We start from the raw sequence: 22,406 nt of genomic DNA on the forward strand, positions 1-22,406 counted from the left end.
GACCCACAAAATGACGCATGACGAAATACTTGCCCAGTTTGGCCCCCGCGAAGCCATGGAATACGACGTGGTTGTCGTCGGCGCTGGTCCGGCAGGCCTTTCAACCGCCATCCGTCTGAAGCAATTGGCCGCATTGCACGGCAAGGAAATCTCGGTCGTCGTGCTTGAAAAGGGTTCGGAGCCCGGCGCGCACATCCTGTCGGGCGCGATCATGGACCCACGCGCGCTCTATGAATTGATTCCCGACTGGGAAGAACTGGGCGCACCGCTCAACCAGCCTGTCACTCAGGACACCTTCCTGATGCTGACAGAGACCGGCGCGACGCGCACGCCGAACTTCCTGCTGCCCAAGAATTTCCACAACGATGGCAACTACATCGTGAGCCTCGGCAACGTGGTGCGCTGGCTCGCCCAACAGGCCGAAGCACTCGGGGTCGAGATATTCCCGGGCTTTCCCGCAGCGGAAGTGCTCTACACCGAAGACGGCAAGGTCCGCGGCGTTGCCACGGGCAACATGGGCATCGGAAAGGACGGTGAACCCACCGAGAACTTCCAGCTCGGCATGGAACTGCTCGGCAAGTACACCGTGTTCGCCGAAGGCTCGCGCGGACATCTGGGCCGCCAACTCATCTCCAAGTACAAGCTGGACGCCGGCAAGGATCCGCAAAGCTACGGCATTGGCATCAAGGAACTGTGGGAGATCGATCCCGCACGCCACGAACCCGGGCTCGCCGTGCACACCGCCGGGTGGCCGCTGCCTTCGGACACCTACGGCGGCTCGTTCCTCTACCACGCCGAAAACAACCAGATCGTCATCGGCTACGTGGTCGGCCTCGACTACCAGAATCCATACCTGAGCCCCTTCGAGGAATTCCAGCGCTTCAAGACGCATCCCAACATCCGCTGGTATTTCGAAGGGCAGGACAAGGGCCTCAAGGCACCCAAGCGCCTGAGCTACGGCGCACGTGCGATCACGGCGGGCGGTTTGCTCTCGCTGCCAAAGACGGTGTTCCCCGGTGGCGTGCTGGTCGGTTGCGATGCCGGCTATCTCAACGCCAGCCGCATCAAGGGCAGTCATGCCGCCATCAAGACCGGCATGCTGGCCGCAGAAGCTGCTTTCGAGGCGGTCACTTCCGGTCGCCAGCATGACGAACTCACGGCCTATCCGGCCGCCTTCGAAAAGAGCTGGCTGCACACCGAGCTCCACAAGGCGCGCAATTTCAAGCAGTGGTTCAAGAAGGGCCTCGCGGTCGGCACGGTCATGACCGGTATCGAGCATTTGCTGCTGCGCGGCAACGTGCCCTGGACCATTCATCGGACACAGGCTGACAACGAGCGGCTCAAGCGCGCGTCGGCCTCGAAGAAGATCGCCTATCCCAAGCCCGATGGCAAGCTGACCTTCGACCGGCTTTCTTCGGTGTTCATCAGCAACACCAACCATGAAGAGAACCAGCCCCCGCACCTGACGCTGAAGAACGCGGCGGTGCCGACGACCATCAACCTGCCCGAGTACGCCGGCCCCGAACAGCGCTACTGCCCGGCCGGGGTCTACGAGTTCGTGCCCGATTCAGAAGGCAAGGAAAAGCTGCAGATCAACGCCCAGAATTGCGTGCACTGCAAGACCTGCGACATCAAGGATCCGACGCAGAACATCGTGTGGGTAACGCCGGAAGGCGGTGGCGGACCGAACTACGTGGGGATGTGATTCACCGATTCAATGAGGTGATTCACTTGCCGATCAGCTGAGTCAGCCGCTCGGCTTCGAAGCACTCGTCCTTGGCGGCATCGCGAGGGACGCAGTCTTTCTTGCCGGGCTGCGCCGACAGTGCCTCGATGGCCTGCCAAAGCAAGGCGATTTGATGGTCCTGGCCCGCCGCGCTGTCGATCAGCCCCTTCATTGCCTGGCTGAGCGGATCGTCTTCCTGGGTGACGCCATAGGCCGAGAAGTTGGTCACAGGCTTGGCAAGATCGGCACTCTCGCCAGCCTTCGAGGGAATGATCCGTGCCGGAATGCCCACCGCCGTCGCGCCGGCGGGGACCGGCTTGATCACGACGGCATTGCTGCCGATCTTGGCGCCATCGCCCACCACAAAGCCGCCCAGCACCTTGGCGCCGGCGCTGACCACCACATTGCGCCCGAGCGTCGGATGCCGCTTGGCGCCCTTGTAGAGCGAGGTGCCGCCCAGTGTCACGCCCTGATAGATCGTGCAGCCGTCGCCGATCTCAGCCGTTTCGCCGACGACCACGCCCATCGCATGATCGAAGAAGACTCGCTTGCCGACGATCGCGCCAGGATGGATCTCGATGCCGGTCAACCAGCGCGAGCCCTGCGAGATGAAGCGCCCGACCCACTTGAAGCCGTGGGTCCAGAACCAATGCGCGAACCGGTGAAGCACGACCGCGTGCAGGCCCGGATAAAGAGTCAATACTTCCCAGCGGGTCCGCGCCGCGGGATCGCGGTCGAGGATGCACTGGATGTCGGAACGCAGCCGCGAAAACATGCTCGGTTGTTGTTATATCGATAGAGGGCAGGCAGTCTATAGCGAAGGATCTTCGCGCACCGCGGAAGGGGTCTTGGGCCCCCCATGCGCGGCATCCGCCATGGCTTTGGCGATGCCGCGCAGGATATGGATCTCTTCCGGCGTGGGCCGCGCCCGGTTGAACAACTGCTGCAGCCTCGGCATGAGCTTCTTCGGCGCCTCCGGGTCGAGAAAACCGATCTCGACGAGCGAACGTTCCCAGTGATCGAGCATTCCGGCGACCGCCTTCGCATCGGCCGCGCGAACAGGTGCAGTCGCATCGCGCACCGCATAGCCGCCCAGCGCAAGACGCCATTCGTAGGCGATCACCTGGACCGCCGCGCCGAGGTTGAGCGATCCGAAATTCGGGTCGGTCGGGATACTGAGGGCGACATTGCAGCGATAGACATCCTCGTTGCGCATGCCGAAGCGCTCCGAGCCGAACAGGAACGCCACGTGCTGCGCCTCGTCCCTGGCGAGCGGTTCGAGATGCTCGCGCGGCGTGCGCGTCGGCGGTCCGAAGTCGCGGGGCACCATCGCCGTTGCGCACAGGTGCGTGACTCCGTCCAGCGCCTCTTCGAGCGTGTCGACGATGCGCGCGTTGGCCAGCACGTCGAGCGCGCCGCTTGCCCGCTGGATGGTTTCTTCGCGCCGCAGCACGTTGGCCCATCGGGGCGCGACCAGCACGAGGTCGCCAAAACCCATGGTCTTCATGGCGCGGGCCGCGGCGCCGACGTTTCCGGCATGGCTGGTCTGGATCAGGATGAATCGGGTAGGCATGAAGACTGGATTCGGGCCGCCACTGCAAACGCAAGGCACGACGGCGAGGAGTCGCTAAAATCCCTCGATTCTCGCCGCCCGCATCGCCGGGCCGCATTTCAGGGGGCTACACGCACAGGGCGCCCTTCTAACGTTCTTCACACAATTCATGTCGTCCCCCAACCTGCACCCCATGCTCAATGTGGCCGTCAAGGCCGCCCGCGCCGCCGGCGCCATCATCAATCGCGCCGCGCTCGACGTCGAAGCCGTTCGCGTCTCCCAAAAGCAGGTCAACGACTTCGTGACCGAAGTCGACCACGCGAGCGAGCACGCCATCATCGAAACGCTGCTCACCGCGTACCCGGGGCACGGCATCCTGGCCGAAGAATCGGGCACCGAACACGGCGCCAAGGATTCGGACTACGTCTGGATCATCGATCCGCTGGACGGCACCACCAACTTCATCCACGGCTTTCCGGTCTACTGCGTCTCCATCGCGCTCTCGGTCCGGGGCAAGATCGAACAGGCCGTCATCTACGACCCGACGCGCAACGATCTCTTCACATCGACCAGGGGCCGAGGCGCCTTCGTCAACGACCGTCGGTTGCGCGTCAGCAAGCGCACGCGGCTCAGCGAATGCCTGATCTCCACGGGCTTTCCCTTCCGCACTGGAGACAATTTCAAGCAGTACCTGGCGATCATGGCCGACCTGATGCCGCGGGCTGCCGGCCTGCGGCGCCCCGGTTCCGCGGCGCTCGACCTGGCCTACGTGGCCGCGGGCTTCACCGATGCCTTCTTCGAGACCGGCCTGAACATCTGGGACATCGCGGCAGGCTCGCTGATCGTCACCGAGGCGGGCGGCCTGATCGGCAATTTCACGGGCGAACCCAATTTTCTCGATCAACGCGAATGCCTGGCCGGTGCGCCGCGCATCTATGGGCAACTCGTGCCGCTGCTGTCCAAATACTCCAAGTTCGCGGGCGTGGACGACAAGTTGCGCGCCAGCGACCGCATCCGTGCCGTGGATCCCTCGGCCTCCAAGGCCGACACCTACGCGCGCAGCACGGTCGAGTTCGCGGCGCCATCGAGCGAAGGCGCCGCAGCCGACCCGGCCGCTGAAGCCGCCCCACCGCAACGCAAGCTCACGCGCATCCGCCGTGACGCGTCCGTCGCACCCGGCAAGGGCGACGCTTCCGCGAAGTGATGCAGGCGCCGCGCGCCGCCGCCGACAGAGGCCGCGCAGCAATGCGCGTGGCCTTGAGCCACTACATCGCGAACGGAATCTCCGTCGCCGTGGGCCTCCTTCTGATCTCCGGCGGCGTGCACCTGTGGCTGGGGGCGATAGCGGCATCGGCCGCATCCGTCGGTGTGATCGTGTCCGCACCTCCCGACCTCGCCGCCCCGCGGCGCGGCAAATTCCTGCAGATGCTCCCGGCACCGCTGATCGGTTTGCCGTTGTTCTTCCTCGTCCAACTGCTTCATGCGGCGCCCGTCCGGCTGGGCCTGTTGCTGGTGCCGGCAACGTTCTTCGCATTTCTTGCGATGGCCTGGGGCAAGCGGGGCATCCCGATCGCCATCGCAGTGATGTTCTCGATGATCTTCTCGATGGCGACGCCCACGCCCACCGGGATGCACCAGGCCTTGGAGCGCACGCTCTACTTCGGATTCGGCGCGGGGCTCTACGTCATCTACGCGACGCTGGCGAACCTGGCGCTGAACGCACGCTATCGCGTCCAGGTGATGGCCGATCTGCTGCTGTCGCTCGCCGCTCTCATGCGCACCGAAGCGCGGCAGTTCACGTCCAAGGACGAGCTGCGCGACGTGCGCGAAGTGCCGGCGTCGCTGCTTGGGCAACTGCTGAGGGAACAGGCGGCGCTCGCCGACCAGCTGCAGGCTGCACGCGACATCGTTCTCGAATCTCCGCGCACGCCGCGCCGGCAAAGGCTGGCCGGCATGCTGATCACGGTGCTCGAATTGCGGGACATGCTGCTGGCGAGCGAACTGGACTTGGACATGCTCCGTTCGCAGCCGAGCCACGCGCCGGCCCTGGCCGAGATGCGGCGCATCCTCGAGGAGCTGGCCGACGATACCGCGGCACTCGCCGATGCCCTGTTGCTGGGCCGCCAACCGGCTGAACTGACCGACCGGCGTGCGCGTCTCGCGGGCATTAGGGTCGATGAAGACCCCTTGGCAAACCAGGGCTACACCGGTCCCACGCCCGCCATGCTTGCGCGCGGTCTGGCAAGCCGCATCGGCCATATCAACGACGAAGTACTGAGACTGTCGGCGCTCGCCCGCGGCGACCGCGAACCCGATCTGGCAGTGGTGCGCGCGAGCTGGCAGGTGTTCGTCAGCCCTACCGAATGGTCGTGGCGGCCGTTTCTTGCGCTCTGGCGTTGGGACGCCCCGCCGCTGCGCCATGCGATTCGCGCGTCGCTCGCCATCGCGGCGGGCTACGGCGTCGCGCTCGCCATGCCCTGGGGCTCACACGACTACTGGATCCTGCTGACCATCGTGGTAGTGCTGCGGGGGAGCCTCTCGCAAACATTGGACAGGCGCAACAGCCGCGTCGCCGGAACCCTGCTGGGCTGTATCTTTGCGGTGGCGCTGCTCTCCGCCCAGCTTGGGCCGCTGGAACTGCTGTTCACGATGACGGTGGCGCAGGCCATTGCACACGGATTTGCGGTGCGCCGCTACCTGATCACCGCAGTCGCGGCGACGGTGCTTGGGCTGATCCAGGCGCACATGCTCAATGTGGGCATCAGCACGACTTTCGCGCTGTTCGAACGCGTTGCCGACACATTGATCGGCGCCGCGCTGGCGTGGGCCTTCTGCTATGTGCTGCCCTCATGGGAGCGCAACCAGTTGCCCGCACTCGTGAGCCGCGTGCTCACGGCGCAAGCCCGGCATGCACGCCTGGCGCTTGGCCTCGGGCAGTTGCGATCCGTCGACGCCAGCGCCGAACTCGAATGGCGCCTCGCCCGCCGCGAGGCTTTCGACAGCCTTTCAGCACTGGTGCAGGCGACGCAACGCTCTCTGTCCGAACCCCGCGCGGTGCGTCCGCCGGTCGGGCCGCTCGAACACCTTCAAGCGCACAGCTACCAGTTGCTGGCCCAACTGAGCGCCGTCAAGTCGATGCTCGTGCTGCGGCGCGACCGGCTCACCTTGTCCGACATCGAAGGGCCGCTGGCGCGCACCGCGCAGCGCATCGAGGCGATCATCGGCTCGGCGCCCAGCGGCGGACCGGCGATGCCGGAAAGCGCATCTTCAAGCACGATTGCAGGCCCGATTCCGCTGCCGGATCCTTTCGAGAACGACATCACGCCATGGATGTTCCGGCGCCTCGACATGGCCACTGGCATCGCCGCGCAATTGCGCGACGATGCGGCGCGTATCCTGCAATCTCTCGAAGAAACCGACAACGAACCCGGAACCAAGACCGAAACCGCCTGATGACGATGACCAAGGACATGCTCGCCAATCCGTGGGTCGGCCTCCTGATTGCGGCGCTCCTGATCGTGCCGTTGGCCCTGATTGCCCATCGTTTGGGCGGGCTGGTGCTGGAGCGCGTGACCCGCTCCGTGCCGGTGCTGCACACGATGCTGCTCAACATCAAGCGCATCGCCAAGATCGTGCTCCCGCTGATCGGGCTGCAATTGCTTTGGCAGGCGGCGCCCGATGACCTGCGCTTCATCGGCAACATCCGGCATCTCAATGGCCTGTTGCTGATCGCCGCGGCGACGTGGCTTGCGGTCCAGGCGGTCAGCGGGTTTGCCGAAGGCATGGTCAAGCAGCATCCTTCGGACGTGAGGGACAACCTGGAAGCGCGGCGCGTGCTCACGCAATCACGCGTACTGGCGCGCACCGCGAATTCGGTGCTGCTGGTGGCCGGCGCGGCGCTCATGCTGATGACGTTTCCGGGCGCGCGACAGGTCGGTGCCAGCTTGCTGGCATCGGCGGGCGTGATCGGCATCGTGGCCGGCCTCGCCGCCAAGCCGGTTTTCAGCAATCTCATTGCCGGCCTGCAGATCGCGCTGGCGCAACCGATTCGGCTCGACGACGTGCTGGTGGTCGAAGGCGAATGGGGCCGCGTGGAGGAAATCAGCGGCACCTTTGTCGTGCTGCGGATCTGGGACGACCGGCGCCTCATCCTGCCGCTCACCTACTTCATCGAACACCCTTTCCAGAACTGGACTCGCCACAGTTCGCAACTGCTGGGCTCCGTCTTCGTCTATGCCGACTACGGCATGCCGCTTGCGCCGCTGCGGGCCGAGGTGGAGCGCATCGTCAAGGCGGCACCCGAATGGGATGGGCGCTTCTTCAACCTGCGCGTGACGGATGCGACCGAGCGGACGATGCAGATTCGTGTGCTCTGCACCGCTGCATCGTCGGCGCTGGCATTTGACCTGCGCTGCACGGTGCGCGAAGGGCTGATCGATTTCATGCGGCGCGAGTACCCGCAGTTCCTGCCGAAGATGCGCATCGAGGATTCCGGCGGCACGATGCGCGAACGGTCCGGCGATCGGCTCGAGGCGATGCCGGAAGAGCGCTAGCAGGCTGCGCGGCAGGCTCCGCGCGAGGTCGTTCTTCAGCGCCGGCGCAGAACTTCAGCGCGAGGTCGAATGAACCGTTGACCTCCGATTTTTTGCAGATAGGCACGCACAGGGCGGTCGAACAGCCGGTCCGCGACAACGCTCAGCAGGATCAGACAGGCGATCGACGCAATCGCCCACGCGGGCTCCCCGTCGGGTGAAACGCCAAGGAAAGTCGTCAGCGCCGCATAGGCAGTGCCGACAGGGGCATGAAGCATGTAGACGGCATACGAGACGATACCCAACTGGCGCAGGGCCCGTCCCGGGATGGACAGGCGCAGGTCGCACTCGGCCAGCAGCAGGATGAGCAGCGGAAAGATCAGCAACGTGCTCTCGAGTTGCAATGCTGGATGAGCGGGAGCCGCCAGGCAGGCCAGCAGAGCCACGAGTGCCAGCCAGGCCCAGGCGCTTTGCCGAGCGCGACGTCCCTCTCCCTCATCAGGCGCGCGGCGCTTGTGCCAGTCGTAGAGTTGAACGCCGACCAGAAACGAGAACACGACGCGCGGAATGCCAGCGATTGCGGCGCTCCATGTGGCACCGCCCTGCTCGATGCCGAGTACGGCGACCTGAAACACCAGGATGGACGCTGAGACCGCGATTGCCGTCCAGCGTATCCGGGCGTCCATGAGCGGCCGGCAAAAGACGGCGAACAGGAAATTGGCCAGTACTTCAAAAAAGATCGACCAGGCCGGAACGTTGAACGAATAGAGGTACCCGCCTGGGTCCAGCGAAGGTGACGGCAGCATCAGCACCGCGAACGGCAGCTTGGCCGCGAGCGCCGTCCGAGACCACGGCAAATTCATCGACAGCGCCCACATGATCACCAGCGTGAGCACGATCAGTGCCAGTGCGAGCAGGTACATCGGGTACAGGCGATTGAAGCGGGCCCTCATGAATTCGCGCGTGGTCATCCGTCCGGTGACCAATTTGCTTCCGTACGCGTGCGCGATCACGAAGCCGCTCAAGCCGAAGAAGAAGTCAACGGCGAGAAAGCCACTTTGAAACCACTGTGCGCCAAACAGCAAATGACTGTGGTAGACGACCACCGCGATGGCCGCCACTCCCCTTGCGGCGTCGAGCGAATGAAAAAGACGCTTCTCAGGAAGCGGCGCCATGCAGGCTCCTTGGCTTGATGTGGGTGGAAGGGGAATGCCAGTTGGCGCGTCTGCCCGGGGCCGTCCTGAAGGTGAAGGACCGTCTCCGGCCGTCGGCCAGCATCGCGTGGGCGCCACTCGCTCAGCGTCAGATAAAGCGCCATCCGAGGCGAGTCCATCGTCCTTCGCGGAACATTGACTTCGACACTATTTAGATATATCTTTTAGACTTTCGATAAACCAGACAGAGGTCACCCATGCGAGATATCAGACACTTCCTTCACGGCATGCCGCGTGCCGAACACGGCGACGGGTTGGGCGGCGGGCGCTTCGAAGGCCACGACCACCATGGCGGCCTGCGCGGCGGTCGAGGCGGAGGAAGGGTTTTCGGGCACGGCGGTCTGCGCTTCGTGCTGCTCCAACTGATCGCCGACAAACCCAGCCACGGCTACGAATTGATCAAGGGCATCGAGGAACGCCTTGGCGGACGCTACAGCCCGAGCCCCGGCACCGTCTACCCGACGCTCACGCTACTGGAGGAGCTGGGTTACGTGAACGTCGACACCGCCGACAGCGGTGGCCGCAAGCGCTATAGCGTCACCGATGCCGGGCGCGAATTCCTCGGGGCCAACCGCGCGATGACCGATGAAATGATGGCTCGCATGAGTGGCGGCGTCGACGGCGCCGGACTGCGCGCGGGGCGGCCGCCGCAAGTGGTTCGCGCCCTCGAGAACCTCAAGCTCGCGATGCGCATGCGTCTGGCGCGAGAACCGCTCACCGAAGAACAAGCCCACAAATTCGCCGCAGTGCTCGACGGCGCCGCTCAACAACTTGAACGCATCTAGCCTCATGACTGAAACAACCGAAACAACCGGGGCAACTCACTCGCCCGCGTCCGACATTCATCCCGATCGACTTCCTCGCCGCGTCCGCCATGAGCTGCGCTTTCGCAAGCTCCAGGTGCAGTCGGTAGAGCGCGTGACACCCCATCTCATCCGGGTGACCCTCGGCGGGGATGAACTCACCGGCTTCGCGAGCCCCGGCTTCGACGATCATGCGAAAATCTTCTTTCCGGACGCAACCACCGGCCAACTCACACTCCCCACGATCGGCCCCGATGGCCCACAGTGGCCGGGCCCGAAGCCAATGATGCGTGACTACACACCGCGCAGGCACGATGCCGCGGCCGGCACGCTTGAGATCGACTTCGCCCTGCACGACGCCGGTCCCGCCACGCAGTGGGCTGAATCCGCAAAGCCCGGGGACATCCTCGGCGTGGGCGGTCCGCGCGGGTCCTTCATCATTCCGACCGCATTCGATTGGCACTTGCTGATTGGCGATGACACTGCCCTGCCAGCCATCTCGCGCCGGCTCGCTGAACTACCGGCCGGTTCGCGCGCTGTGGTGCTGATGGAAGTCGACGGCAAAGCCGACGAGATCCCGCTCGAATCGGCAGCCCTTGTCGAACTTCACTGGGTGCATCGCGCCGGTGCCGAGCCTGGCGAAGGCACGCCGCTGCTCGATGCGCTGCGAGCTCTGACCTTGCCCCACGGCGACTTTCACGCCTGGGTGGCGTGCGAATCGAGCGCTGCGAAGTCCCTTCGCGCGCACCTGGTTGGCGGACGTGGCGCAAACCCGAAGTGGACCCGGGCCTCAGGCTACTGGCGCCGCGGTGCGGTCGCGACCCACGACACGCACGAAGATTGATACGGCCATCCCCTGAACGAAAGGCCTATGGCGCGTAGCGATTGACGCTGCCAGGGTCCGGGTCGAAAATTCTTGTCTTGGATTTTTGAATACTTAGGCACTAAGACCAGACAAAGATCGGGGAATGGGCATGAGCATGGTGCAGTGGCAGTTCTTCATTTCATTGTTGACTGGCGTACTGCTGCTCTTCGGTGTGATGTGGGCTTGGCGCCATTTGGCCGGACGGCGCGAAGCGGAACGCCGCATCGAAGCAGCCAGGGTGCGCTCCGGGCATGTTCCCCTCGAGATCCCCACGGTTCGTGGCGGCGTGAGTACGTCGGGCGATTCGGTTCCCGACACCCTCCCCGAATGGTTCATCCAGGGCAAGGGCGAACACGCGGTGGTGGACGAACATCCGCGCATTCGCGTCCGCTACATGGATTCGCATGACAAGAAGGTTGAATCCGTGATGCAGGTCGACCATCTCGATCTGCAGAAAAAAATCATCCTCGGCCACTGCGAACTGCCTGGCGAAATCAGGCGCCTGCCTCTGCACCGGATCACGTCCGCGCGCATCGCGGACTCGGGCCAGCGCTTCAACGTCGACACGTGGGTGGAAGCCGTGCGTGTCGCGCGCCGCCGGCGCGGCGAGCATTGAGCGGTCGGATACCCCCGCTTCGATTGGACGTCCCGCACGGCTGCGCCGGGTGGGCGTTCCTTATGATGCGTACTTGCCGGCGCATCGCCGCGCGCAGCTTTCCTTTCGATGAACTTCCCCGCGACCGCACCCCACACGCCGATGATGACCCAATACTTGGGCCTCAAGGCAGACCATCCCGAGACCCTCCTCTTCTACCGGATGGGCGATTTCTACGAACTCTTCTATGCCGACGCGGAAAAGGCGTCGCGCCTTCTCGACATCACCCTCACGCAACGCGGCCAATCTGCCGGGCAACCCGTCACGATGTGCGGCGTGCCGTTCCATTCGGTCGACGCCTACCTCGCACGGTTGATCAAGCTTGGCGAATCGGTCGCCATCTGCGAACAAGTCGGTGAGGTCGGCGCGGCCAAGGGCCCTGTCGAGCGCAAGGTCGTCCGCGTCGTCACGCCTGGCACGCTGACAGACGCCGAACTGCTGAACGACAAGAGCGAATCGCTGCTGCTCGCGGTACACGCCGGATCTCGCAACTTCTGCGGTCTGGCGTGGCTCAGCGTCACGGGCGCCGAGCTTCGCCTCGCCGAATGTCCCGCCGATGCGCTCGAGGCCTGGATCGCCCGCATTGCACCCAGCGAACTGCTCTATAGCGCCGAAGTCACGCCCGCCTTCGAACTCCGGCTGAAGGCCGCGCGCAGCACCACGCCTTTCACGCTTTCTGTCCGGCCGGCGTGGCAATTCGACGGCGGCCTTGGCGAGCGCAAGCTGTGCGAGCAGATGGGCAGCACCAATCTGGCCGCCTGGAACGCCGAGTCGCTGACCAACGCGCACGCCGCCGCGGCCGCATTGTTGGGCTTTGCCGAACACACGCAGGGACGTGCGCTGTCGCACGTGCAGCGGCTTTCGGTGGAGCGTGACGGAGATCTGATCGAACTTCCGCCGACCACGCGCCGCAATCTCGAACTCGTGCAGACCTTGCGCGGCGAAGACTCGCCCACACTGTTTTCTCTGCTCGACACCTGCATGACGGGCATGGGCAGCCGCTTGCTGAAGCGATGGCTGCTCGCACCGCGCCGCGAACGTGCGGATGCGCAGGCGCGCCTGGACGCCATCGCGGCGCTCCAAGAGGCACCCTTCGGCAGCACTGCGGCGCCCTGGCGCACCTTGCGCGAGCAGTTGAAGAACACGAGCGATGTCGAACGCATCGCCGCTCGCATCGCGCTGCGCCAGGTGCGGCCGCGCGAGCTCGTCGCGCTGCGCATGGCGCTCGCCAAGGCCGAGCAGCTTGCTCCCGCCTTGCCCGCTTCGGCAGCGCTGCTCGGCGAAATCGCATCGCGCCTTGCGCCGCCCACGGGCTGCGTCGAATTGCTCGTCGCCGCCATCCACCCCGAGCCGGCCGCGCTGGTGCGCGACGGTGGAGTGATCGCCACGGGGCACGACGCCGAATTGGACGAACTGCGCGCCATCAGCGAGAACTGTGACGATTTCCTCCTGAAGCTCGAAGTCAGCGAACGCGAACGCACGGGCATCACGAATCTGCGCGTGCAATTCAATCGGGTGCATGGCTTCTACATCGAAGTCACACAGAGTGCGCTCGACCGCGTACCCGACAACTACCGTCGCCGCCAGACGCTGAAGAATGCCGAGCGCTTCATCACGCCCGAGCTCAAGGCTTTCGAGGACAAGGCGCTCTCGGCGCAAGACCGCGCGCTGGCCCGCGAAAAGTGGCTCTACGAGCAACTGCTGGATGCCCTGCAGCCCTTTGTTTCCGATCTGACGGGGCTCGCCACTGCCGTGGCCACACTCGATGCCATCTGTACGCTTGCCGAACGGTCGCACACGCTCCACTGGCGCGCGCCAAGCTTTGTCGCGCACCCGTGCATCGAGATCGAGAAGGGACGACATCCAGTGGTCGAAGCGAGGTTGGCCGAAAAGTCGTCAGGCGCATTCATCGCCAACGACACGCGGCTGGGCCCGCAGCAGCGCATGCAGGTCATCACCGGCCCCAACATGGGCGGCAAATCGACCTACATGCGGCAGGTGGCGATCATCGTGCTGCTGGCTTCGATCGGCTCGCACGTGCCGGCACAGGCGTGCCGACTCGGCCCCATCGATGCGATTCACACGCGCATCGGGGCGGCCGACGACCTGGCGAACGCGCAATCGACCTTCATGCTCGAGATGACCGAAGCCGCGCAGATATTGCATGGCGCGAGTGCCCATTCGCTCGTGTTGATGGACGAGATCGGCCGCGGCACGAGCACTTTCGACGGCCTCGCGCTGGCGGCCGGCATTGCGGCGCAACTGCATGACCGCACGCGCGCATTCACGCTGTTTGCCACGCACTACTTCGAGCTGACCGAGTTCCCGGCGACCCATCATGGCGCGGTCAACATGCACGTGAGCGCGACTGAAGCCGGCCGGGACATCGTCTTTCTGCACGAGATGCAGCCCGGGCCGGCCAGCAAGAGCTACGGCATCCAGGTGGCGCGCTTGGCCGGCATGCCCGCTGCGGTGGTCAATCACGCCCGCCAGGCGCTCGAAGCGCTGGAGGCGCAGCAGACCCACGCGCGCGCTCAGGTCGACCTTTTTGCCCCCCCTCCGGTGGAGGAGGCGCCGACGATCAGCGCCGTAGAATCCGCGCTGACCGCGATCGATCCCGATGCGATGAGCCCGCGAGAGGCGCTCGAAGCGCTCTACTCTTTGAAGAAACTCCAGATGCGCGAAAACGGCTAGGCCGTCGTGGTCCGTTTCGTGCAAGAACATCTCATGACTTACTGCGTAGGCATCAAACTCAACGCCGGACTGGTGTTCCTCTCGGATTCGCGCACCAATGCGGGCGTCGATCACATCAGCACCTTCCGCAAGATGATCGTCTACGAAAAGCCAGGCGACCGTGTCATGGTGCTGCTGTCGGCCGGCAACCTGAGCATCTCGCAATCGGTACGCGAAATCCTCCAGATCGAAGAGTTGCGCGAAGCCCATGAAGACGGCGAGGACGGCACGCCCATCACCATCTGGAACGCCAAGAGCATGTTCGATGCGGCCCGCGTTCTCGGCTCCGCCGTGCGCCACGTGTACGACCGCGACGCCGAGGCGCTCAAGCATGCGGGGCTGGACTTCAACGTCTCCTTTATCTTCGGCGGGCAGATCAAGGGCGAAGGCATGCGCCTATTCCTCGTCTACGCCGCCGGCAATTTCATCGAGGCGACGACCGAGACGCCCTACTTCCAGGTCGGCGAATCGAAATACGGCAAGCCAGTGCTGGACCGCGTGCTCACACCCGACACCCCGCTCGACGAAGCCGCCAAGTGCGCGCTGGTGTCGATGGATTCAACGATGAAGTCGAACCTGTCGGTGGGACTGCCGCTCGACCTCGTCGTGTACGAGGCCAACCAGTTGCAGACCGACAAGGTGATCTGCATCGACGCGGACAACCCCTACTACCGGATGATGCACAACAGCTGGGGACAGAAGCTGCGCGAAGTTTTCGACAGCATCGAGGACCCGGTCTGGGATGACGCCTACACCGAGCATCCGCTGAAGATGCCGGCCACGCGGCACGGTGCGCTGCGCAAGATTTCCACGCCCGACGAAAAGTTGATCTGAGGTGAGAGCTCTCCCCCAGGCTTGCCCACTTCGTGTGGCCGCCACCCCCCTTCCGGGGGCAACCCCTGCGGCCCGGCAAAGCCGGTTCCGCGGGGTTCCCGGTCTTGGCCGCGCGCGCTCGATGCGGCGGCAGTGATGCCCATGCTCCCTCCTGTCATCTTCTCCCACGGCAACAGCTTTCCGGCGAGCACCTATCGCGTGATGCTCGACAGCCTGCGCAATCGAGGCTTCGACATCGATGCCATCGAGAAATTCGGCCACGATTCGAAGTATCCCGTCACCGACAACTGGCCGCACCTGGTGGAACAGCTTGCCGACTTCGCGCGCGAACGCATGAAGCAGGCCGGGCAACCGTTATTTCTCGTCGGCCATTCCCTCGGCGGCTTCCTGAGCCTCATGTGCGCCGCGCGACATCCCGAGCTCGCGCGCGGCGTGGTGCTCATCGACTCCCCCATCATCGGCGGATGGCGCGCCGGCACCATCAACCTCATGAAGCGCACGCCGCTCATGAAGAGCGTGTCGCCCGGCATGATCAGCCGCAAGCGCAAGAACATCTGGGAGCATCGCGAGGCCGTCTTCGAGCACTTTCGCAGCAAGAAGGCCTTCGCGAAATGGGATGAGCGAGTGCTGCGCGACTACATCGAGCACGGCACCTTCGACATCGAGGACGCCCGCGCCTTGAGCTTCGATCGCGACGTCGAAACCGCCATCTACGACACCATCCCGCACAACCTGAGCGCACTCCTGCGCGCCCATCCCCTCAAGTGCCCCGCAGCTTTCATCGGCGGCCGCCAGTCCGTAGAAATGCGCCGAGTAGGCATGACCATGACCCACCAGGTCACCAAGGGCCGCATCATGATGCTGGACGGGTCCCACCTCTTCCCCATGGAAAAGCCCATAGCCACCGCCGCCGCAGTAGAAGCATCCCTGAGAAACCTACTCCCCTAATCCTCGCCGCCCCCCGGCACGCCCCGCCCCCTTCCAGAAACACCGCGGAACTGGCTTTGCCAGGCCGCCGGTGTTGCCCCCGGTAGGGGGTAGGCGAAGCGACACGAAGTGCGCGTAGCCTGGGGGCGAGCCTTATTCAGCCCAGACCACCATTCCGCTCCACGCGGTGGCCAGGACAACGATCCCGAAAGCGATCCGGTACCACGCAAACGGCACGAAATCGTGCGTACTGATGTACCTCAACAACCACCGCACGCAAAGCCACGCGCTGATGAACGAAAACACCAGGCCCACCGCAAACAACGGAATGTCCGCCGCCGACAGCAGCGCACGTTCCTTGTAGAGGCTGTAGACCGCCGCCCCGATGAGCGTCGGAATCGCGAGAAAGAACGAAAAATCCGTCGCCGCCTTGCGCGAGAGCCCCAGCAGCATGCCGCCGATGATGGTCGCTCCGCTTCGGCTGGTCCCCGGAATCATCGCCAGGCACTGAACGAGCCCGACTTTCAGCGCATCCCATGGCGTCATGTCGTCGACGTTCTCGATGCGCACCGATCCGGGCGGCCGCTTCTCGGCCCATAGGATGATGAAGCCGCCGATGATGAAAGTGCTGGCGACGACGATCGGAATGAACAGATGCGCCTTGATCGCCTTGCCGAACAACAAACCGAGGACCACCGCGGGCAGGAAGGCGATCAGTACGTTGAGTGCAAAGCGCCTCGCCTTGGGTTGCCGCGGCAGCGCCACGATGGTCGAGTGGATCTTGTGCCAGTAGACGAGGACGACCGCGAAGATGGCGCCGGTCTGGATGGCGATGTCGAATACCTTGGCCTTGTCGTCGTCGAAACCGAGCAGCGAGCCCGCGAGGATCAGATGGCCGGTCGATGAGATGGGAAGAAATTCGGTCAGCCCCTCCACGATGCCCATGATGGCGGCCTTGACCAGCAAAACGATATCCACGCGCGCTCCTTGAAAGAGCGTCGATTATCGCGATGCCCGCGTTCAGGACCTCGTCAGTTTCAGCACGGCGAAATGACCCGGACCACCGTTTCGCAATGGTCCCGAAAGCCCATGCGAAGGTAGAGCCGATGCGCGCTGTCGTTGTCGTGCATGACGTGCAAAAACGGTGTTTCGCCACGAAGCAACTGGCCGCGGATCAGTTTTGCGGCCAAGCGGCGCGCAAGGCCCCGTCCTTGAAAATCAGGATGCGTGCAGATGCCGCTGACCTCGTGCAAGGTCCCGGCGCACATGCGCTCGCCTGCCATCGCGATCAGGCGATCTCCTTGAAAGCAACCGAAGTAATCACCGAGTTCGAGCGTTCTCGGACCGAAAGGGCCGGGGCGCGTCAGCGTCGCCAGTTCGACTGCTTGCGCGGCGTGCTCCGGCCTCAGCGGAACGGCAGCGAGCAATTCGTCTTCATCGGGAATTGCGCCGTCCCACACCATCCTGAACATGGTCGAATCCACTTCGATCCGCCAGTTGGCGGGTGCCGCGCCTGACCAGTCCATGCAATAGAAGTGTTCGCCGGGATCGCAGTACGGCGTCAGCGCGTCGAAATCAGGATGGCGAGTGTCCGCAAAGCCGACGATCGGCGAAAAGCCCTGCGCGTAGCGGCGAGCTCGGTCGGTGCCGGTGGCGTACTTTGCGTGAGGCCCGGCCAGGGTGTGCCATGCGAGGTTGTCGAGCAGCGTCTTCATCGTTTTGCCAACCCTTGCAGCCAACTCAGGAGCCCGACTTGGCGACCGGCTGCGCGGTGCCCTGCGCCATCCATTCGGCCTGCCAACCGCCGCCCAGCGACTGGATCAACGCCACTGCGGCGATCTGACGGTTCGACTCCACTTGGAGCAACGTTCGCCGCGCATTGAGCGCGGAAACCTGGGCGACCACGACACTGGTGTAGTCGATCGTCCCTGCGCGGTAGCGGTTGAGGAACTGCTGTTCGGTGCGATCGGCGGCGACGGACGATACCCGGCGATTCACTTCCTGCTGCGCGAGGCTGCTGCCCGACGTGAGCTGGTCTTCGACGTCCTGGAACGCGGCCAGCACCGTCTGCCGATAGCGTGCCACTGCCGAATCGTGACCCGCCTTGGCTGCATCGACGCTCGCGCCGATCGCACCCGCATCGAACACCACCTGCGCCACCGACAGGCCCAGCGACCACAGCGTGTTCGAAGCATTGAACAGATCGCCGACCTTGCTCGCCGCGCTGTTGACTCCGCCGTTGAGGGTGAAGTTCGGGTAGTAGGCAGCCCGCGCAATGCCGATCTGGGCATTGGCGGCAGCCACTGCGCGCTCGGACGCAGCGATGTCCGGCCGACGCTGCAGCAGCGTCGTCGGCACGCCCGCTGGAACGCCTGGGATGACCGGCTTCCATTCGGCCACGGGCAGCGAGAAGTCCGCCGGCGCTACGCCCACCAGCACGGCGATGGCATGCTCCAGCGTGTCGCGGGTGCTCTGCAGTTGCTGGCGCTCCGCCTGAGTGGACGCGTAGAGCGTCTCCGCCTGCAAGACGTCGCTCTGCGCGGCGATGCTGGCCGCATAGCGGTTGCGCGTGATCTCGAGGCTGCGCTTGTAGCTTTCGATCGTGACGTCGAGGATATGGATTCCGGCGTCGGCTTCGCGCAACGAGAAGTAGTTGGTCGCCACTGCGCCGACAGCCGACAGCCTCGCCAGCGCGAGATCGGCTTCGCTCGCCTGCGCATTCGCCTGCGCGCTGTTGACCGCCTCGCGCAGGCGGCCCCAGACGTCGGGCGCCCAATCCGCGTTCAACGATGCGGTGGTGCTCGTCACCGGCGACTTGTTGCGAGCGCCACTGCGATCCGCGCCCGCACCTGCCGAAATGCTGGGGAACAGCGCCGCGCGCTCTCCCCGAACCAACGCCTGCGCTTGCGCGTAGTTGGCAACCGACGTCGCGATGTTCTGGTTGGACACTTGCACGCGTGCGGCGAGGTCGTCGAGAACAGGGTCCTGAAAAAGCTTCCACCATTCGCCACGATCCAGCGCATCGGCGGGTGCTGCGGGAAGCCAGCCCTCGGCGGCAGGCGCGGACTTCCAGGCAGCCGGCGCCGCTGTCGTTGGTTGCACATACGCAGGGCCTACCGCGCAGCCGGCCAGGGCCGCAGCTATCGCCACTGCCAGGCAGGTGCGCACAACGGCGCGGTGCTGAGAACGACGAAAGAAAAGTCGGTTCGATACGGTCATGATGTCGGGGACGCGTCGGCGGCGCGGCTCAGGAATTTTTCGTTGGCCGGACGGCGGCGCAGCTTGTCCAGCAGCACGTAGACCACCGGCGTGGTCAGCAAAGTCAGCAGTTGGCTCGCGATCAGTCCGCCGATGATCGCGACGCCCAGCGGCTGCCGCAACTCCGCACCCAGCCCGAAGCCGATGGCGAGCGGCAACGCACCGAGCGCCGCAGCCAGCGTCGTCATCAGAATGGGGCGGAAACGCAGCAGGCAGGCCTCGCGCACGGCCTCGACCGCGGTGAGGCCGCGCGAGCGCTCGGCCTCCAATGCGAAATCGATGATCAGGATGGCGTTTTTCTTGACGATGCCGATCAGCAAGAAGACCCCGATCAGCGCAATGATCGAGAACTCCATGCGGAACAGCAGCAGCGCCAGCACCGCCCCCACCCCTGCGGACGGAAGCGTGGTCAGCACGGTGATGGGGTGAATCAGGCTTTCATACAGCACGCCGAGCACGATGTAGATCACCACCAGCGCGGCGACGATGAGAAACCATTGCTGCGCCTGCGATTGCTGCGCCGCCAGCGCAGTGCCTTGAAAGCTCCCGCGCACGTTGACCGGCATCGCGATGTCCGCCTCGGCCTGCGCAACGATGCGCTTCGCATCGCTCAGGCTGGCGCCATCGGCCAGGTTGAACGACACCGTGCTGGCAAGCTCGGTGTCCTGGTGATCGATCGACGTCGGCACGGCGCGCTCGCTGAATTTCGCGAAGGCGGACAGCGGCACCATCAGCGTCGTGTCGGTCGCCACCTGCTGGCCGGTCGAGGCAGTGCGCGACGAAGGGTTGGCCGACGTGAGGGTCGACGTGCCTGTGGTCGCATCCCTGTTTTCATCGAGCGAACTGACAATCGACGCCCCGTTCGCCGCCGTGGTGGTCGCCAGCGTCGATGGCACGTAGAGGTCCTTCAGCACGATCGGCGAGCGCTGGAATCGCGGTGCCCACTCCATGATCACCGAGTACTGATTGAGCTCGTCGTAGATGGTTGCCACCGAGCGCTGGCCGTAGGCGTTGTAGAGCGCGTTGTCCACCGCGCTCGACGTCACGCCCAGCCGAGCGGCGGCTTCGCGATCCACGTCGACGAAGGTTTCGACGCCGTTGTCCGCATCGTCGCTGTCGACGTCCGTCAGCAAGGTCTCCTGCCGCAAGCGGTCGGCCAGCTTGGTCGACCACGCCCGCAGATCGGCAAGGTTGTCGCTCTTGAGCGTGTATTGGTAGGTGGAATTGCTCGACCGGCCGCCCATGCGCAGATCCTGAACCGGACTGAGGAACACCCGCAGTCCCGTCAGCTGGTTGAGCTGCGGCCGCAGGCGATCGATGACTGCCTGGGTGCGCTCCGTGCGTTCGGACACTGGCTTCAGGTTGACGAACATGAACCCGCCACCCGCGCGGCTGCCGCCCGCAAAGCCGACGACGCTGTCGACCGCCGGGTCCTTGTTGATGATGTCCACCGCCTGCCGCAGCTTCTCGTTGATGGCCTCCGACGAGATGCTCTGGTCGGCCCGCAAGCCCGCATTGAGCTGCCCGTTGTCCTGCTGCGGAAAGTAGCCCTTCGGAATTGCGCCGAAGAGATAGACATTCAGCCCGATCACCGCCAACAGCACCAGGATCACGATCCCCTTGCTCGCGAGCGCCCAGTCAAGGCTGTGCGCATAGGTGCGCAGCGTGCTGTCCCACATGCGCTCCGAGACCCGGATGAACCACGCGCGCACCTTGCCCGGCGGCTTGCCGGCTTCTTCGGATTCGCTGCGCAGCAACAACGCGCACAGCATCGGCGTGGTGGTCAGCGAAATGACCAGCGAAATCAGCACCGACACCGACAGCGTCACCGCGAACTCGCGGAACAGCCGCCCGACCTGCCCGCCCATGAAGAGCAGCGGAATGAACACCGCCACGAGAGAAATGCTGATCGACAAGACCGTGAAGCCCACCTCGCGCGCCCCGCGCAGTGCCGCTTCGACACGATTCATGCCCTTCTCGACATGCCGCATCGTGTTTTCGAGCACCACGATCGCGTCGTCCACCACGAAGCCCGTCGCAACCGTGAGCGCCATCAGGCTCAGATTGTTCAGGCTATAGCCCAGCAGATGCATCACCCCAAAGGTGCCGAGCAGCGAAACCACCGTCGCCACCGCCGGAATGATCGTGGCGCGTGCCTTTCGCAAGAACAGCCCGACCACCAGCACCACAAGCACGATCGAAATCATCAACGTGCCCTCGATCTCGCGCAGCGACGCGCGGATCGAGTTCGTGCGATCAGAGGCGACCTGGATGTCGATGTCCTGCGGCAACTGCGCGCGCAACTCCGGCAGCAGCTTTCGCACGCCGTCCACCGTCTCGATGATGTTCGCACCCGGCGCCTGCGTCACCAGCACGATCACCGCCGGCGCGCCATTGAACAGACCCAGCGTGCGCGTGTTCTCGACCCCATCGATCACACGCGCCACATCGCCCAGGCGCACCGCCGCGTTGTTGCGCCAGGCGATCACCAGATCCTTGTAGTCCGCCGCGCGCCTTCCGGGCGAAGGCGTGTAAATCTGCAGCTTGCGATCGCCGCTTTCGATCGCGCCCTTCGGCCGATTCGCGTTGTTGGCCTGGATCGCCGCGCGCACGTCCTCCGTACTGATGCCCAGCCTGTTCAGCGAGAAAGGCTCCAGTTCCACCCGCACCGCCGGCAGCGAGCCGCCACCGATCTCCACCTCGCCCACGCCTTCGACCTGCGACAGGCGCTGACTGACGATGTTCGAAACCTCTTCGTAGATCTGCCCCGGCGTACGCGTCTTCGACGTCAGCGCAAGAATCATCACCGGCGCTGCCGTCGGATTGCGTTTTCGATAAGTCGGATTGCTCCGCAGCGTCGCCGGCAAATCGACACGGGCCGCATTGATGGCCGCCTGCACCTCGCGCGCCGCACTGTCGATATTGCGGCTCAGATCGAACTGCAACGTCACCCGAGCCGACCCGTTGGAACTCGTCGAAGTCAGCTCGTTGACCCCCGGAATAATCCCCAACCTGCGCTCCAGCGGCGTCGCCACACTTGAAGCCATCGTGCTGGGACTGGCCCCGGCCAGCTGAGCCTGCACCGAAATCGTCGGAAAGTCGACTTGCGGAAGCGGTGAAACAGGCAGCACCAGAAACGCGACGATCCCCGCCAGTGCCACCCCAATGGTCAGCAGCACCGTAGCGATCGGCCGCTCGACGAATGGCTTGGAGAGATTCAAAGCACGCCCCCCGAAAGCCCGTCGAAGCACCAGCCGCCTTCGCAAAACAACGCAGCCCGGTATGCGGTGCGGGCTGCACAACCCCT

At 64.6% G+C, this 22,406-nt stretch carries 17 protein-coding genes; 10 read left to right on the forward strand and 7 right to left on the reverse strand.

Annotated features, from left to right (window positions below; all coding sequences use genetic code 11):
• The first annotated feature begins 10 nt into the window (after nucleotides 1–10).
• Nucleotides 11–1,705, forward strand: coding sequence for an electron transfer flavoprotein-ubiquinone oxidoreductase (locus AC1DSF_RS07750; RefSeq protein WP_478126644.1), 1,695 nt, complete (start codon nucleotides 11–13; stop codon nucleotides 1,703–1,705).
• A gap of 22 nt (nucleotides 1,706–1,727) precedes the next feature.
• Here the strand turns inward: AC1DSF_RS07750 and cysE are convergent, their stop codons facing one another.
• Nucleotides 1,728–2,501 carry a serine O-acetyltransferase gene (cysE, locus tag AC1DSF_RS07755; RefSeq protein WP_478126645.1) on the reverse strand — a complete coding sequence of 258 codons (774 nt, stop codon included), beginning with the start codon at nucleotides 2,499–2,501 and terminating at the stop codon, nucleotides 1,728–1,730.
• A gap of 36 nt (nucleotides 2,502–2,537) precedes the next feature.
• Nucleotides 2,538–3,299 (reverse strand): RNA methyltransferase, encoded by a 762-nt coding sequence (locus AC1DSF_RS07760; protein ID WP_478126646.1) that lies wholly within the window; start codon nucleotides 3,297–3,299, stop codon nucleotides 2,538–2,540.
• Between the two features lie 148 nt (nucleotides 3,300–3,447).
• Here AC1DSF_RS07760 and AC1DSF_RS07765 point away from each other — a divergent pair, with 148 nt between their 5' ends.
• The 3 genes from AC1DSF_RS07765 to AC1DSF_RS07775 are packed head-to-tail and all read left to right on the forward strand — an operon-like array spanning nucleotide 3,448 to nucleotide 7,831.
• On the forward strand, nucleotides 3,448–4,482 hold the full coding sequence (locus AC1DSF_RS07765; RefSeq protein ID WP_478126647.1) for an inositol monophosphatase family protein: 1,035 nt from the start codon (nucleotides 3,448–3,450) through the stop codon (nucleotides 4,480–4,482).
• Nucleotides 4,482–6,731, forward strand: a complete 2,250-nt coding sequence (locus AC1DSF_RS07770; RefSeq protein ID WP_478126648.1) for an FUSC family protein — start codon at nucleotides 4,482–4,484, stop codon at nucleotides 6,729–6,731. The genes AC1DSF_RS07765 and AC1DSF_RS07770 overlap by 1 nt, the downstream gene beginning before the upstream one ends.
• Before the next feature lie 5 nt (nucleotides 6,732–6,736).
• Complete coding sequence (locus AC1DSF_RS07775) at nucleotides 6,737–7,831, forward strand: mechanosensitive ion channel family protein (protein WP_478143353.1); 1,095 nt, start codon at nucleotides 6,737–6,739, stop codon at nucleotides 7,829–7,831.
• A 35-nt stretch (nucleotides 7,832–7,866) separates the two neighbouring features.
• Here AC1DSF_RS07775 and AC1DSF_RS07780 read toward each other — a convergent pair whose 3' ends face one another.
• Nucleotides 7,867–8,985 (reverse strand): acyltransferase family protein, encoded by a 1,119-nt coding sequence (locus AC1DSF_RS07780; RefSeq protein WP_478126649.1) that lies wholly within the window; start codon nucleotides 8,983–8,985, stop codon nucleotides 7,867–7,869.
• A 236-nt stretch (nucleotides 8,986–9,221) separates the two neighbouring features.
• Here AC1DSF_RS07780 and AC1DSF_RS07785 point away from each other — a divergent pair, with 236 nt between their 5' ends.
• From AC1DSF_RS07785 to AC1DSF_RS07810, 6 genes are all read left to right on the forward strand, one after another.
• A complete protein-coding gene (locus AC1DSF_RS07785) occupies nucleotides 9,222–9,809 on the forward strand; it encodes a PadR family transcriptional regulator (RefSeq protein ID WP_478126650.1) in 588 nt (195 codons plus the stop codon).
• Nucleotides 9,810–9,813: 4 nt separating this feature from the next.
• Nucleotides 9,814–10,671 (forward strand): siderophore-interacting protein, encoded by an 858-nt coding sequence (locus AC1DSF_RS07790; RefSeq protein ID WP_478126651.1) that lies wholly within the window; start codon nucleotides 9,814–9,816, stop codon nucleotides 10,669–10,671.
• A gap of 130 nt (nucleotides 10,672–10,801) precedes the next feature.
• Nucleotides 10,802–11,308, forward strand: coding sequence for a hypothetical protein (locus AC1DSF_RS07795; RefSeq protein WP_478182565.1), 507 nt, complete (start codon nucleotides 10,802–10,804; stop codon nucleotides 11,306–11,308).
• Nucleotides 11,309–11,416: 108 nt separating this feature from the next.
• Nucleotides 11,417–14,041 (forward strand): DNA mismatch repair protein MutS, encoded by a 2,625-nt coding sequence (mutS, locus tag AC1DSF_RS07800; RefSeq protein ID WP_478126653.1) that lies wholly within the window; start codon nucleotides 11,417–11,419, stop codon nucleotides 14,039–14,041.
• Nucleotides 14,042–14,074: 33 nt separating this feature from the next.
• Entirely contained in the window at nucleotides 14,075–14,914 is an 840-nt protein-coding gene (locus AC1DSF_RS07805) for a proteasome-type protease (RefSeq protein WP_478126654.1), read from the forward strand.
• A 135-nt stretch (nucleotides 14,915–15,049) separates the two neighbouring features.
• A complete protein-coding gene (locus AC1DSF_RS07810) occupies nucleotides 15,050–15,862 on the forward strand; it encodes an alpha/beta fold hydrolase (protein WP_478126655.1) in 813 nt (270 codons plus the stop codon).
• Nucleotides 15,863–15,994: 132 nt separating this feature from the next.
• Here AC1DSF_RS07810 and AC1DSF_RS07815 read toward each other — a convergent pair whose 3' ends face one another.
• From AC1DSF_RS07815 to AC1DSF_RS07830, 4 genes are read right to left on the reverse strand one after another with little or no spacing between them, the layout of a single operon-like run.
• Nucleotides 15,995–16,819 carry an undecaprenyl-diphosphate phosphatase gene (locus tag AC1DSF_RS07815; protein WP_478126656.1) on the reverse strand — a complete coding sequence of 275 codons (825 nt, stop codon included), beginning with the start codon at nucleotides 16,817–16,819 and terminating at the stop codon, nucleotides 15,995–15,997.
• A gap of 59 nt (nucleotides 16,820–16,878) precedes the next feature.
• Nucleotides 16,879–17,556: a GNAT family N-acetyltransferase gene (locus tag AC1DSF_RS07820; RefSeq protein WP_478126657.1), complete on the reverse strand. Its 678-nt coding sequence runs from the start codon at nucleotides 17,554–17,556 to the stop codon at nucleotides 16,879–16,881.
• Nucleotides 17,557–17,581: 25 nt separating this feature from the next.
• Nucleotides 17,582–19,060 carry an efflux transporter outer membrane subunit gene (locus AC1DSF_RS07825; protein ID WP_478126658.1) on the reverse strand — a complete coding sequence of 493 codons (1,479 nt, stop codon included), beginning with the start codon at nucleotides 19,058–19,060 and terminating at the stop codon, nucleotides 17,582–17,584.
• Nucleotides 19,057–22,320: an efflux RND transporter permease subunit gene (locus AC1DSF_RS07830; RefSeq protein ID WP_478126659.1), complete on the reverse strand. Its 3,264-nt coding sequence runs from the start codon at nucleotides 22,318–22,320 to the stop codon at nucleotides 19,057–19,059. The genes AC1DSF_RS07825 and AC1DSF_RS07830 overlap by 4 nt, the downstream gene beginning before the upstream one ends.
• Between the last annotated feature and the right edge of the window lie 86 nt (nucleotides 22,321–22,406).

The organism is Variovorax sp. 01N429 (assembly GCF_056399425.1).